Annotated in this window: 9 protein-coding genes, 1 tRNA gene and 1 other RNA gene; 3 read left to right on the forward strand and 8 right to left on the reverse strand. The window is 60.8% G+C overall.

Features of this window, described 5'->3' with window-relative positions:
• Window positions 1-258: 258 nt before the first annotated feature.
• From betA to betI, 3 genes are read right to left on the reverse strand one after another with little or no spacing between them, the layout of a single operon-like run.
• Window positions 259-1,950, reverse strand: coding sequence for a choline dehydrogenase (gene betA / locus ACWHXT_RS08380; protein WP_447957923.1), 1,692 nt, complete (start codon window positions 1,948-1,950; stop codon window positions 259-261).
• 48 nt (window positions 1,951-1,998) lie between these two features.
• Window positions 1,999-3,468 (reverse strand): betaine-aldehyde dehydrogenase, encoded by a 1,470-nt coding sequence (gene betB, locus ACWHXT_RS08385; protein ID WP_447957924.1) that lies wholly within the window; start codon window positions 3,466-3,468, stop codon window positions 1,999-2,001.
• A gap of 31 nt (window positions 3,469-3,499) precedes the next feature.
• Window positions 3,500-4,090: a transcriptional regulator BetI gene (betI, locus tag ACWHXT_RS08390; protein ID WP_447957925.1), complete on the reverse strand. Its 591-nt coding sequence runs from the start codon at window positions 4,088-4,090 to the stop codon at window positions 3,500-3,502.
• A gap of 206 nt (window positions 4,091-4,296) precedes the next feature.
• On the opposite strand from betI, the gene ACWHXT_RS08395 reads away from it, so the two are divergent.
• The 3 genes from ACWHXT_RS08395 (at window position 4,297) to ffs (ending at window position 5,577) form a co-directional block, all read left to right on the forward strand.
• The gene (locus ACWHXT_RS08395) at window positions 4,297-5,229 is read left to right on the forward strand and encodes a choline ABC transporter substrate-binding protein (protein WP_447957926.1); all 933 of its coding nucleotides are present in this window, start codon (window positions 4,297-4,299) and stop codon (window positions 5,227-5,229) included.
• 123 nt (window positions 5,230-5,352) lie between these two features.
• Window positions 5,353-5,429 (forward strand) — tRNA-Met (locus ACWHXT_RS08400).
• Window positions 5,430-5,480: 51 nt separating this feature from the next.
• Window positions 5,481-5,577: signal recognition particle sRNA small type (gene ffs / locus ACWHXT_RS08405), an RNA gene on the forward strand.
• Between the two features lie 209 nt (window positions 5,578-5,786).
• Here the strand turns inward: ffs and ACWHXT_RS08410 are convergent.
• The 5 genes from ACWHXT_RS08410 to ACWHXT_RS08430 form a co-directional block, all read right to left on the reverse strand.
• A complete protein-coding gene (locus ACWHXT_RS08410) occupies window positions 5,787-8,441 on the reverse strand; it encodes a tetratricopeptide repeat protein (protein WP_447957927.1) in 2,655 nt (884 codons plus the stop codon).
• 36 nt (window positions 8,442-8,477) lie between these two features.
• On the reverse strand, window positions 8,478-9,737 hold the full coding sequence (locus tag ACWHXT_RS08415) for an alginate lyase family protein (protein ID WP_447957928.1): 1,260 nt from the start codon (window positions 9,735-9,737) through the stop codon (window positions 8,478-8,480).
• A 35-nt stretch (window positions 9,738-9,772) separates the two neighbouring features.
• Window positions 9,773-10,669, reverse strand: coding sequence for a polysaccharide lyase (locus ACWHXT_RS08420; protein ID WP_447957929.1), 897 nt, complete (start codon window positions 10,667-10,669; stop codon window positions 9,773-9,775).
• Window positions 10,647-12,104: an HlyD family efflux transporter periplasmic adaptor subunit gene (locus ACWHXT_RS08425; protein WP_447957930.1), complete on the reverse strand. Its 1,458-nt coding sequence runs from the start codon at window positions 12,102-12,104 to the stop codon at window positions 10,647-10,649. Before ACWHXT_RS08425 ends, ACWHXT_RS08420 begins: the two co-directional genes overlap by 23 nt.
• A gap of 129 nt (window positions 12,105-12,233) precedes the next feature.
• The gene (locus ACWHXT_RS08430; RefSeq protein ID WP_447957931.1) at window positions 12,234-13,814 is read right to left on the reverse strand and encodes a glycosyltransferase; all 1,581 of its coding nucleotides are present in this window, start codon (window positions 13,812-13,814) and stop codon (window positions 12,234-12,236) included.
• Window positions 13,815-13,821 lie beyond the last annotated feature (7 nt).

Consider the following 13,821-nt stretch of genomic DNA (forward strand, 5'->3'; position numbering starts at 1 on the left):
ATGTTTGAATAGTGGCAGACTAGCGCTGCTTTGCGCAAGTACTACGCCAGTACTGCGCCAGTACTATGTAAGTACTACACGAGCGCTACGCCCGCGGCACTCAAGTACTGCGCCATTACTGCTCGCCTGCCATGAGTCGTGCCGATAACCCAGCGGTGGCTTGGCTTCTTTATAGTGGGCCCGATGGTGGCTGCTTGCTTGATGGCGTGTCGTAGGTAGGTAAGCCAAAGAGGGCCACGCAGGGGAGCCTTGCGGACATCAGCAGGGTAATCGTTGGGCTCGTTGCCTGGCCGGGGCGTTACCGGCCACGAAGTATTCGACGTTTTCCCGCGGCAACGGCGCGCGGCCGCGAATACGGTCGGCGATTTTCTCGGCCAGCATGATCGTCGGCGCGTTGAGATTGCCGGTCGGAATCAGCGGAAAGAGCGAGGCATCGACCACGCGAAGCCCTTCGATACCATGGACCCGGCCTTGACCGTCGGTCACCGCATCGTCCCCTTCGCCCATCCGGCAACTACCGCAGGGGTGGTAGGCGGTTTCGGCGTGCTCCTTGATGAACCGGTCCAGCGCCGCATCGCTTTGCGCGTCTACCCCCGGGGCGACTTCCCGGCCACGGTAGCGGTCGAACGCCGGCTGGGCGATGATCTCGCGGGTCAGTCGAATGGCGTCGCGAAACTCCTCCCAATCCTTCTCTTTTGACATGTAGTTGAACAGGATGCTGGGCGAGGCGGCCGGGTCTTTCGAACGCACCTGGACACGCCCGCGGCTTTGCGAGCGCATCGAGCCGACGTGGGCTTGAAAGCCGTGAGCCTGAACCGCGCTTTTGCCGTTGTAGCTGATGGCAATGGGTAGAAAGTGATACTGCAGGTTGGGCCAGACTTGCTGGTCATTGGAGCGGATGAATCCGCAGGCCTCGAACTGGTTGCTGGCACCGGTGCCGGAGCCTTTAAAGAGCCACTCGGCGCCGATTTTGGGCCGGTTGTACCATTTGAGCGCCGGGTAGAGCGAAATCGGTTCCTTGCATTCGTACTGAATGTACATCTCCAGGTGGTCCTGCAAATTTTTGCCGACGCCGGGCAGCGCGTGAACGACCTGGATATCCAGGGCTTTCAAAAGTGCCGGGTCGCCTACGCCGGAGCGCTGGAGTATCTGTGGCGAGGCGATGGCGCCGCCGCACAATAGTACCTCGCACTTGGCGCGCACGCGTTTCTCTTCGCCTTTTTGCCGATAGCGAACGCCCACGGCGCGCTTGCCTTCGAACGCGATCACATCGGTCAGCGCGTGGGTTTCGATGGTCAGGTTGGCGCGTTTTTTGGCGATATCCAAATAGCCACGGGCGGTAGAGGCGCGCCGCCCTTTGGGCGTGACGAAGCGGTCCATTGGGCCAAAGCCTTCCTGCTGGTAGCCATTGACGTCTTCGGTCTCCGGGTAGCCCGCCTGTTTGGCCGCCTCGATGAAGGTGCGGTAGAGCACGTTATTGCCCGGCCTCGGCGTGGTGATGCTGACCGGGCCGTTGTCACCGTGATAGGGGCTTGCGCCGGTGTCCCGGGTTTCGCACTTTTTGAAGTAGGGCAGACAGCTCAGGTAGTCCCACTCCGCAAGGCCCGGCTCTTTCGCCCAGTGATCGTAATCCAGGGCGTTGCCGCGGATATAGCACATGCCGTTGATCAGCGACGACCCACCCAGGCCCTTGCCCCGACCGCACTCCATGCGCCGGTTATCCATATAGGGCTCCGGGTCGGTCTCGAACGCCCAGTTGTAGCGCTTACCCTGAAGCGGAAACGCGAGGGCGGCCGGCATCTGGGTGCGAAAATCGAGGCGGTAGTCCGGCCCGCCCGCTTCCAGTAGCAGCACACTGACGCCCTCGTCTTCGGTCAAGCGTGTGGCCAGCACGTTGCCCGCCGAGCCCGCGCCGATGATGATGTAGTCAAATTCGCGTTGCCAAGCCATGCATACCTCCCGAGAGTCGAGTAACGAAGCAGGGTTAAAACGTCGTATTCAAAACACCGACTCGAACGGCCCCATCTCGATCTGCACGGATTTGAGCTGGGTATAGTGGTTAAGCGTTTCGACCCCGTTTTCACGGCCGATGCCCGAGGACTTATAGCCGCCGACCGGCATCTGGGAAGGGGAGTCGCCCCAGGTGTTGATCCAGCAAATACCCGCCTGCAGCTGGTGAATCACCCGGTGGGCCTGGCTGAGCCGTTCGCTGAAAACCCCCGCCGCCAGCCCGTAAGCGGTATCGTTGGCACGGCGAATGACCTCGTCTTCGTCATCGAAAGCGAGCACCGACATCACCGGGCCAAATATCTCCTCCTGGACGATGCGCATGTCATCGGTGCAGTCGGTGAAAATGGTCGGCACCGCCCAGGCGCCTTTGGTGAACGGCTCGTGATCCCAGGCGTTGCCGCCCACCAGTACCCGCGCGCCTTCCTGTTTGCCAAGCGCGATGTAGGCGAGCACCTTCTTCTGGTGCTCGAAGCTCACCAACGGGCCGAAGTTGACCGTGGGGGTGAGCGGGTCGCCGGCGCGGATACGCGCGACGCGCTCGAGTAGTTTGGCTTCGAACGCTTTTTTGACCGAGCGCTCGACGAAGACCCGCGTGCCGTTGGTGCATACCTGGCCGCTGGAGTAGAAGTTCGCCATCATCGCAGCGTCGGCGGCGCGATCAAGCTCGGCATCCGCGAAGACGATCAGCGGCGACTTGCCGCCAAGCTCCATGGTGACGTCTTTGAGGGTGGAGCCCCCGGCGGCGGCCATTACCTTCTTGCCGGTCTCGACCTCGCCGGTGAACGAAATTTTGGCGATCCCCGGGTGCTCGGTCAGCATGGCGCCCACGCGACCGTCGCCCTGCACCACGTTGAAAACGCCGTCGGGCAGACCCGCTTCGGTCAAGATTTCGGCCAGTTTGATGGCCGTGAGCGGGGTGATCTCGCTTGGCTTGAAAACCACGGCGTTACCCGCCGCGAGGGCTGGGGCGGCTTTCCAGCAGGCGATTTGGATCGGGTAGTTCCAGGCGCCAATTGCGCCGATAACGCCCAGCGGCTCACGCCGTGTATAAACGAAGGAGCTTTCGCGCAGCGGAATCTGGCTGCCTTCGATCGCCGGGGCCAGGCCCGCGTAGTACTCCAGCGCATCGGCGCCGGTGACGATATCGACGCTCGATGTCTCGCTGATCGGCTTGCCGGTGTTGAGCGTCTCCAGTTCAGCGAGTTCATCGTTACGCTCACGCAGCAGTGCCACCGCGCGCAGTAAAATCCGTGCGCGCTCCATGCCGGTCATGGCCGCCCAGACGCGCTGGCCCATTTGGGCCGCCTCGACAGCGCTATCCACGTCGCTCTGGCTTGCCTGACCAATGGTGGCAAGCGTTGCGCCATCGAACGGGTTAGTGACGCTAAAGACTTCGCCGGAAGAAGCCTCTTTCATACGACCGTTGATATATAGAGGGACGGTTGGATGCACGTTCATGGAAGACTCCTGTGGGTAGGGCGCTATCGAATCAGTGAGGTAGGCCAAGTAAGCGGTCTCGCTGGGCCAGCGCCAGGTCGCGGGCGCTTTCGACGTCGAGCCCATCCGGGGTAAGGGCGCCGCGTAGCCAAAGCCCGTCGATCAAAGCGGCTAGGGTGCGCGCGGCGTTTTGCGCCTGATCCCGGGGCATTGCTTTACGAAACTGGCTGCACAGGTTGGCGTAAAGTCGCCGGTCGTTGACGTTTTGTAGGCGAGCAAGCGCCGGGCGGTGCATGCTGCTGGCCCAAAACGCCAGCCAGGTTTTAGCCGCGGGGCCACTGACCTGAGAGCGGTCGAAGTTGCCTTCGATGATCGCGCCGATATGTGCGCGAGCACTACGCTCAATCAGTGCCCGGCGCCGTTTGGCGACCGCCTGGCTCAGGTCGGTCAAAATCTGGCGCATGGTGGCTTCCAAAAGGCCATCCTTACCGCCGAAGTAGTGGCTGATAATGCCCGCAGATACCCCCGCATGGCGGGCGATACGCAGGATAGTGACCTCGGCGAGACCCACTTCGTCGATCGCGGTCATGGTGGCCTCGATCAGCTGCTGACGGCGTATTGGCTCCATTCCCACTTTGGGCACGATGACCTCCTGGATGACGATTCAGACCGGCGTTTTTAAGGGTGAAGCGCGTGATAGCCCCAGGACTTCGCCTTGAAATCCGCGTTGGGGCATGGTTACCTGAATATCGTGACATTTATTGATTGAACGTTCAATCAATAAAAACGAAGTGACCAACGCCCCCCAACGCTACTACGCTAAGACCCTCACCCATCAGGAGATAAGTCATGAGCTACGCAAACAAGGCTAAATGGAGCGCGCTTGCAGTGCTGACCGCACTGCCCGCCGCCGCGATGGCCGATAACTGCACGACCGTACGTTTTGCCGAAGTGGGGTGGACCGATATTACCGCGACCACCGCCATGGCAAGCGAAGTGCTCGACGCGCTGGGTTATGAGCCCCGGGTCGATACGGTATCGGTGCCGATTGCGTATGCCGGTATGCGTAATAACGACTTCGACGTCTTCCTGGGAAACTGGATGCCCTCCATGGCCTCCATCAGCGACCCTTACGTTGAGGACGGCGACGTGGTGCGCCTGGTGGCGAACCTGGAAGGGGCGAAGTACACCCTGGCCGTTCCGCAGTACGTTTATGACGCCGGAGTGACCTCGGTCGAGGACCTGGCTGAAAACGCCGAGCGGTTCGACTCCCGCATTCACGGCATCGAAGCCGGTAATGACGGTAACGAAATGATCGAGCAGATGATCGAAGACGACGCCTATGGCCTGGGTGAATGGCAGGTCGTCGACTCGAGCGAGGCGGGCATGCTCTCCGAGCTCAACACGCGGGTGCCCAACGAAGAGTGGATGGTATTTTTGGGTTGGGAGCCGCACCCCATGAACACCAACTTCGACATGGCGTACCTTTCTGACGCCGACGACTACTTCGGCCCGAACCTGGGCGGGGCAACGGTGCACACCAATACCCGAGCCGGCTTCATCGAAGATTGCCCCAACGTGGGCGAGCTTTTAGGCAACATGACGTTTACGCTGGAAATGGAAAACCAGTTGATGGCCGAGATCATGGATGAAGGCACGGACCCCCGCGAGGCGGCCCGGGCGTACCTTGCCGAGCACGACGACGTTCTCGAGCAGTGGCTCGAAGGCGTTACCACGCGCGAAGGCGACGAAGCGCTGCCCGCTGTTCGTCAGGCGCTCTAATGTTCTTGCAGGGCAAAAAGCAGAAGTGCCCATGATTTTAAACATTTAGTGTAAAAGGCAGGCCGTTATGGCTTGCCTTTTGTCATCGATGTGGGCATAATCTGCACCCGCTGATGAGGCAAAGGCTACGTAGCTCAGCTGGTTAGAGCACATCACTCATAATGATGGGGTCCCCTGTTCGAATCAGGGCGTAGCCACCACATCGCGCACGATAAAGCTAGCACGCCAAGGCTTTATCGCTATGGTGGCCCCTTAGGTCCTCCCGCAACGCGAAACTGCAAACCCCGCCAGGCCCGGAAGGGAGCAACGGTAGTGGTGGATGCGTGTGCCGGGATGTGGCTTTTGGGGCCGCCTCCATTTCTGACGTTCCCCCCCCCCGTTATCAAGACCTCGATCGCTGGCGCTAGAACGCCCTCGCGACGCTTATCCATGCATTGGCAACGTCTGCCTGTGTGCGATCGGCGAAACGCTTTATGCGATCGCACACAAGGTCATTCATCGAAGCCCAAAACCGTATGGCGTGCCATTTCTAACGATTGGGGGAGTACGTTAACGCCTCATTCGTCAAAGACGGCGTCCAGTTCATTATCGATGGAGGCAAACGCGGCCTCATCCGTTAGCAATTGGCGTAGCGTTTCGACGGCCAGCTGGCCCTCGTCATCGATCAGGTTATTTAGCCATAGCAAGGCCTGCTGCTGATTGGGATTCTCGAAGCCCCGCGCCAAAAGATAGGCTCTGGCCAGAGCGAGGCGAGCAGTGCGGTGTCCCTGGCTTGCTGCCTCATAGAGGTAGCTGGCACCCCGCTCGACATCCTGCTCTATGTTGTCCCCGTTGAGGTATTCACGGCCAAGCGATGCTTGGGCGCCCGCGTGGCCTCGATTGGCGGCGTCCAGCAGTAGCTCATGGCCTTTCGGAACATCCTGGTCGATAGCACCCTGACCCCGCATATAGGCAATACCCAGTTCGGCGCGGGCATAGAGGGCGCCCGCATCACTGGCCTGTCGATACCAGCGCTCGGCAAGCTCAGCATCCTGTTCGACCACGTCACCGTGCTGGTAGGCATCGCCCAGCACGTAGGCGGCGTACGGGTTGCCGGAGGCGGCCGCCTCGTTGAGCAGTTCAAGACCGCGCGGCACATCTTGCTCAGTGTGCCTGCCGGTCAAGTAGGCTTCCCCCAGGTCCTGGCGCGCACCCGCGTGCCCTCGGGATACAGCGGTTTCCAGGTAGTCGATACCGCGCGCGCTTTCGCCCCGATCCAGATACATGCGGCCAAGGGTTGCCCCGGCACCGGCATGGCCTGCCTGATAGGCCCGGTCTAGCCAGCGCTCAGCCTGAGCCTGGTCACGCTCTACGCCATTGCCGTCGAGATAGGCGCGACCAAGGTTGGCCATGGCGCTGGGATGCCCGCTTCGGGCGGCGGCGATGAGCGCCTCGATATCGCCTTCGGCCCCCAGGTCGCGCTGCACGTAGGCGAGGGCGTCGGCGGCGGAGGGGTGGCCTGCCTCCTGCGCCCGGGTCAGCCACCGCCTGGCCTCGTAGAGGTCTCGCCGGACGCCGTTTCCCTCTCGATAGGCACGACCCAGCAATACCATGGCATAGCCATCCCCCTGTTCGCCGGCTCGGGTGATCAGTCGAATGCCCTGGGAGGCATCGCCTGGCAACGCGCCGTCCAGATAGGCTTCACCGAGGAGGGTCATCGCGGTGGTATCGCCGCTCTGGACGGCGCGTGTCAGCAGCTCCTGGCTTTGGCCAGGCCGTGAGGGCAAGACATCGCCGGCCAGGTAGGCCTCACCGAGCAGCCGCATGGCGCCGGTCTGGCCTTGCGCGACCGCCTCCTGGAGTAGCGCCTGGGCGCGTTCGGGGTCTCTTGTCACGCCCCGGCCCGCCAGGTAGGCGGCGCCGAGTTGCTGGGTCGCCCAGGGGTGGCCTAGTTCATGGCCGCGCTCCAGATAGTCCGCGGCGACACCGGGTCGGCTTTCGACTCGCTCGTCATCCATGAACAGTGCCCCTAGCTGGGCCAGGGCCAGCGGGTCGTCATTTTCGGCCGCTTGTTCGAGCAGGTCGATGCCCCGGGAAAGATCGTCAAGGCCTGCCTGGCCTTCGACGAGGGCACGACCGAGAATCACCCGAGCATCGTTGGAGCCCGCCTGGATAGCCTCGCTCAGCCAGCGTTCAGCGCGATCCGGCGCCGGGGGGCGGCCGTCGCTTCCGGGCGTCAACAGTGCCTGACCGAGGTAGGTCATGGCCTCGACGTCACCCTGGCGTGCGGGCTCTTCCAGTAACGAGATACTCAGTCGATATTCGCCGGCGTTGGCCAGCGCCTGCCCGGCCCGGGCCCGGTCCTCAAGATCACCCAGCTGCGCGGCTTGCTGCAACCACAGGATGCCTTGATCGGACTGGTCACTGAGCAGGCCGTCCGAGGAGTAGAGCGATGCCAACCGAAGCATGGCGTCGACATCGCCCTGGCTTGCGTTGGCCTCGAGGCGCATGGCGTAACGCTTGGCGTAATCCATCGACCGAGCGGTATCTTCTTCTAGCCAACCGCCGGGCGCGTACGCCTGGGCCAGCGCCAGCAGCGCCTGTTCCTTGTCTTGTGAAGCCGCTCGTTCGTAAAGCTCGCGGGCCAGTTCCGGGTCCGCTTGGACACCTTCGCCGCCTTCGGACAGCAGGGCGGCAAGGTCGACTTCCGCTGTCCGGTCAAGGTTGGCCTCTTTGGCCTGCCAAAGCAGGTGATAGGCGAGCACGTCGTTACGTGCTACGCCACGACCCTCTCGGTAGAGCTGTGCAAGGTTGAGCGAGGCATGACCGCGGGTCGAGGAAGGCCGGTTGATTGCTTCGCCATAAAGGCGTGCCGCCTCGGTGAAATCCTGTTCGACGCCGAGCCCTTGTTCATAAAGCTTGGCCATTTCATAAAAGGCCGGCGGTACATAGCGAGCCATCAAGGGCTTGAGGTAGGCGATGGCTTCATCGAAGCGGCCCTCTTCGATGCGCTCCTGGGCGAGGTTGATTCTCTCCCAGTCCGAGCCGCCCGTATCGACTTCTGGCGCATTGGAGAACCAGCCGACATAGTGGGCAGGAACCGGGCCTGCATGTTCTCCGACAGGCGCCTTCTCGGTGGTGACGGCGCAGCCAGCGAGCCATGCCGATAAGGTCAGCGCTGCGCTTAGCTGCAGCGTAGGTCTATGAAGTATCCGAGTCGTTTTCCTCGTCATATGCTTCCTGTCGTTTTTGTGTGGCGCGATGACCGCTTAGCTATCCAGGCCGCGAAAGGCGTCGGTATCCTGGCGCTCTTCGTCTCTGCGAATGTGCTGCTGGGCATCGGGGGCCATGAAGTAAAAAGTGACGGGCCCTCCCGCACTGCGACTATAGGTGGGGCGTACGCGGGTAATGAAGCTTTCCATACGTGGATGGTCGAAGTGGGAAAGGTACATCTCCATCCAGGGGAAGTACTGGGGGTCTCGCAGAAAACCGGAGTACTGTTCGCGGGGCGCGTAATCGCCCAATGCTTCCGGGTCGTCGAGGATTTCGAACAGATAATCGACGCCTTCATGAATGGTGCTGTTCTCATACTCCAGATCGAAGATGTCATAGCCCTGGCGATAGACGATCTGCATATTGGGGATGAGGTAGCTAAGTGCGTAGTTCTGGTAGTGAGTAGCGCGTCGTCCGCGGCGCACCTCGAGGGGAAGGGCGCCTTCCTCGGTCATGTCGTGCAGGGCCGAGTAAATAGCGCCAACACCAAAGCGAAACAGGTCGTCGTCTTCGACCAGTACGCCGATCATGGTGGCGTAAAGCGCGCGACGATATAAATGGTTGTTACAGCAACTTTGCTGCGCGACGCCCGGCACGTTGGAGTGCTCCCGGGCCAGGCGTTGCAACCACTGTTCGATCTCGGCCCGTTCCTGCTCGAGGCCATCGATAAAAGGGCGCACGATGGAGTAAGCCAGGCCCGCGGCGAACAGCATCGACTCGGAGGCGAACCAGGCCTGGGGTTGCGCGGGGGCATAGACGAAGTCCGTCATGGCTTCGGCCTCGGCCCAGCGATGCAAGTAATGCACCAGGCATTCGCCGTAGTAAATGTCGCCACTGGCCACGAACGCACCGGCAAGTTCCGATACGCTATCTTCGAAGGCGAATAATGGCCTGGTCGCCACCTCCCATTCGTCAGGACTGGGATAGAAGCCGGGTATCGCGCCCCGGGTCGTGATGGGCTCCGCGTTGGTTTTTTGACGGCAACTGGGGCCCATCGAGAACTCGTCTTTCAACTGGAGCAAAATGGTGCTTTCGGTTTGCTCGAGTAGCGCCATGCGCGCTTCTACGTCAAAGTAGCTGGCGTTGGTATCGGTGACACGGTAGTCAGAAAGGTCAAGGTTTTGCCGCTCCTCGTTAGAGAGCGTCTCGTCCAGGTTCACACTAGCCGATAAAGCGGTGCTGCCCATTGCCACCAGGGCGACGGGCAATGCAAAGAGAAACCGGGCGGGACGTCCTTTTGCTAAGCCAAGAGGCATGATCATTATTGCTCCGAAAGCGTGGCGGCTCGCGCTCAAGATGCTGGGGTATAGAAGCGGAACTCGGCAAAATCCACGTACTGGTCGCGGGGCGTGCGCCAGCCTTCCCCCGTGCCACCAAAGAAAGTAGAAAACATCAAACCATCGATGGTGATAGCCGGGGTGGTACGAAAGACGATGTTGCTTTGTTCAAGCACGGGCTGACCGTCTATCCAGACCCTGGCGACGCCGTTCTCCCGATCCGGGTCGTTAAGCAGGATTTCCTGTTCGATGGTCGCCCAGGACCCGGCCGGGTAGCGCCAGGAGCCGCGACCTACCGATTTTCCCTCGAAACCGACCACGTAAGGGTAGAGCTCGCCCTGGCCCTCTTCGCGCCACATCAAGCGCATGGAGAAGCCGTGCTCGCCATCGACGCTATCGCCGCCGGAGGGGGCGTCACCGCCATAAAGCCCCGGCAGTTTGCCGCCTTTTACGAAATCGAAGTCGGCCGGGAAACGTACCTTGTAGCTCAGGCAAGCGCGCTCGGCGTTTTGAAACGAAGCGGGGTCGCTGTAGAAGCCGGCGCCCCCAAGAGGCTTCTCCCCGGGCGACGAGCTGCCCGCGGGATAGCGGACACGCAGACCTGCTTCATTGAGGCCATTGTCCTCGGAGGCCAGGTACGCAACGTTCTCTTCGGTACCCCAGTGCCGCGTGGTATCGAACGCCTGGCGAATGGCGCTGTAAGCGTCCTCGGTGGGCGCCAGGTGCGGAGCTTCGGCCAGGTGGTAGCGCTGAGAGCAGGGCGCCTCCTGGGGCGTGCTAACGACGGCATTCTCGGCCTGGGCGGCCTGGTTTGCCGAAAACGGCAGCAGCGCCAGCACGCCCACTAGTAGAGGCGTGGGTCGTAACCCGATAAATGGCTTGGAGTATTTACCCTTCAGTGCTGATGGCATCGGTATCGTCCCAGTAGTGGTTGATTTCATCCCGGACCGTGTCGTAGAGGTCGTGGCTTGTCTGTGCAATCCAGTTCACGCCTTGCCATATCGTTTCCGAGGCGTCACTAAGAAGCTGTGTTTCGCTAAAGCGAACGTCGATCGGTTGGCCCACGCTTTCTGGCGGCAAGGGCTCCTCGGGAAATAGCAATACACTGGCCATGTTTTGCTGCTGGCGTACCCAGCTGGGGAAACCGGCCCGGGGCTGAGATTCGATATCAAGGGCGACGTTGCGCACCTGAGCGCGAATCGGTTGAGTGGCATTGGGCAGGGTGACGTAGGCCTGCTGATTGGGCTGGATGCGGCTAATGTCATCCATGTGCACCAGCGCCTCGACCATCACGTCGCCTTCATCGGTACGCACCAGGGTCATGATCGGTTCGCTCTCGTCGATGTAGACGCCGGCGGCACTGCTCAGCGCCCAGGCAACGAGGCAGTTGCAGGGGCTGTATATCTCGTTTCTGGCCTGAACACCCTGGAGGGCGGCGATGCGCGAGCTCTCGTAATCGCGCACCTGCTCGAACTGTTCGATACGCGCCTCGGCGATCGCCGGCGATACCGTATCGAAGCTGGTCGTGTCACCGCTGGCGGGCCTTGCCGAATCCGCCAGGCTGATCTCTTGGGTATCCTCTTCGAGATAGCCTCGCAGGTTCTCGATCAGTTGTTCGTTATAGCTGATGGCGGCTTCTGCGAGAATCAGTTCCGATTCGAGGTCGCGGTCGATCACGTGGGTCAATAGCTGGTCGCGCTCGACCTGGTCACCCGCGTTGAAGTCGTGCTCGCCCAGCACGCCGGGGCTGGGGGCGCGGATATCGATACGCGGTGCCGTCACGGCGGCGAAGCTTGGCTCGATCAGCACGAAATTACGATAAGCGGTTGCAGCCGCTACCAATACCAACAAGCCGATCGCAAGGAATAGCAGAACGTAGCGTCCGATAGGCTTGGGCGGGCGTTTGGCAGGCGCTGTCCTGGCGGCTTGACGCTTGCGAGGCGTCTGCGGATCGTCGCTGACCATTTGGCCTTCGATATTGGGCGCACGGCCACTCAACCAGCTACGAATGATTTGACGTAGCGACTCCTGGTGCTGCGGGTCCATCTCGTTGAACTTGAATCTGACATCGAATCCCTTGCCGTTCTCTCGGGGAGTGGTGTCGATGCATTCGGCTGTGGCTGGCACGATGACGTCAAAGGTGCCCGCCGCCATGATCAGTGACACGTCAACGCGCTCACCAGCTTCAAACGCACGGCTGCTTTGAGCAGAAAAGCCGCCGAGCGAGACATCGTTGCCGTCAAGCTCAATATCGCTATCGGCGAGGGTCACGCGAAACAGGGTCGGAACCCGGATATAGCCTCTTTCGTCGCGCTTCTCATGCTGGAGTGGGTTATCCTGGGTCATACGTTCGTTTTCTTGATGTAAAGGATCATCTTTCATCCGTAGGTGGTTCCTTGCGTCAGGAATGAGTCGTCGACAACTTTCAGGCCGCCTTTTTATAAGAAATAGTCAGTAGGCGCCTGTTGGATCGGATTACCGGGCGTCATTGCCTGCCCCCCATAGCTGATCGATGGCGATATGCATCGAAGTCCGATCCGGAAGCAGCGTGTCGCCGGTCGAGATCACCAGGATGAGGAAAAGCGTGCCATAGAAGAGCCCGTGCAGCGCATGGCCGATGCGTCGCTGTCGGCGCACCGCGACCGGGTCGTCCGGTTCGCCCGCCGAGATGCCCTGGCGCGACCACTGCTGACGATTGAAGCGAAAGCTGACATAGGTCTTGAGGATCGCGCCCCACACCTGGTTGTAATAAATCAGCGGAATCCACAGCCAGCTGAACCGCCCGCGTTGCCACGCCAGAATCGACACGGCAATGCCACGGGTGAACATGATCCAAAGCACATAGGTGAAGAAAAACGAGGGGCGTATGAAAAGCGTGACCAGCAGGACCACCGTGGGGCCCACCAGGGTCGTCCACATGGAGATACGCTGGTCGACCAGGCTCCACCAGGTGAACATTCCCATGGGGCGAGGGCCCAGGGCGATGGCGCGATGGCTGATGCGCAGCATGTTGCCAAACCAGCGCCGCATCAGATCGGTGGATGATGCAAAGAAGCGATGCCGGTTGGGCAACTCCTCGAATCCCGTGACGAAGACATCGGGCACGTAGAGCATCGACCAGCCGTTTTTCAGCAGCCAATACCAAGAGGACTTATCGTCGCCGGACAGGAACTTGAAACTACCGAAGCGCCAGTGATCGACGTGGTCGCTCTCGATTAGCTCGATGAAGTCCGGCTTGGTAGCAAGGTCGGTGCGAAAAACGCTGTAACGACCGGTGAGAACGAGTAGCCGCCGGGACAACGACATCGAACTCATCATCAAATGGCGCTGGGCATAGCGCAGGTCGTACCACTCCCGGGTGACGTCTCCCCCGGTTACCCGGGCACGGTTGTTGGTCGTTAGCGCCCCCAAATCGTTTTGGGCAAGAAAGAAAGAGAGGGTGCGTGACAGGGTGTCGGGCTCGATGAGGATATCGCCGTCCATCGAGATCAAAAGCGACCCCGGCGCTGGCAGGCACCGGGAGATCGCCCGCAGCACCTCGGCCATGGCCGAACGCTTGCCGTCACCCTTTTGAAACATGTAGCGCACGCTGACATTCTGTGGCCAGTCGTTTTCTTCCAGCACGTGCGTGATGATATCCACGTCGGTACGGTCCGAAACGGACGCGAAGATCGTCGTTGGAACCCCGTACTGATGGGCTTCGCGTATCAAGGCATCGTAGACCTGGAAGTTGACGCGCTCGTCGATACGATAAGAGGTACAAAGCACGAAGAGCTCAGGCGGTTTTTCCTGGTTGCCGGCCTCATCGGCGTCGGCACGCAGGTTTGGAAAGACCAGCCGGTTGTACAACAGCGAGCGAACGGCCTGTACCGCCCACCAGGAGTAGCGCCAGATAGCGATCGCTCCAATGATGAAAAAGAAGCTCTCCGACTCGGGCGAGAGGACATCCGCCGGCAATTGGCTAATGGCAAAGATCAGCAGGGCCAAACCGAACAGGAAGGTGGTCAGTTCCGTGATACGGCTGGCCGAGGAATGCTTGGGGCGAGTAGCGAACATTGAAGGC

Source organism: Vreelandella halophytica (genome assembly GCF_968193635.1).